Genomic DNA, 385 nt, shown 5'->3' on the forward strand with positions numbered 1-385 from the left:
ACAGCTGCGGGGCAGGTTACCCGCGCCGTGCGGCTCAGCGGCCCCGCAGCCGCCGTACGAGGATGCTCGCGTCGCCCCGGGACTCCAGGTCGGCCAGGACCACCGCCACCGCCTCGCGGACGATGCGGCCCCGGTCCACGGCGAGGCCGTGTTCGCCGCGCAGGACGAGCCGGGCGTGTTCGAGGTCCATCAGCTCCTCGGCGGAGACGTAGACCGTGATCTTCTCGTCGTGTCGTTCCCGGCCGCTGGGGCGGCGATTGGCGCCGCGTCCGCCGCCGCGCCTGCGCTGCTGCTGGACCGCCGGGGGCTGCTCGGCCGGGGCGGCCGAGGAAGCGGGGCGCTCGCCGGACGCGGCCTTGGCGGACCTGTCTCTTATACACATCTC

The 385-nt window shown here is 74.8% G+C and carries 1 pseudogene; it reads right to left on the reverse strand.

Features of this window, described 5'->3' with window-relative positions:
* Positions 1-34: 34 nt before the first annotated feature.
* A pseudogene (locus CR470_RS38500) lies at positions 35-385 on the reverse strand (hypothetical protein); the annotation flags it as partial.

Origin of the sequence: Streptomyces sp. rh34, from assembly GCF_002551245.1 — a bacterium.
Lineage (GTDB): Bacteria > Actinomycetota > Actinomycetes > Streptomycetales > Streptomycetaceae > Streptomyces.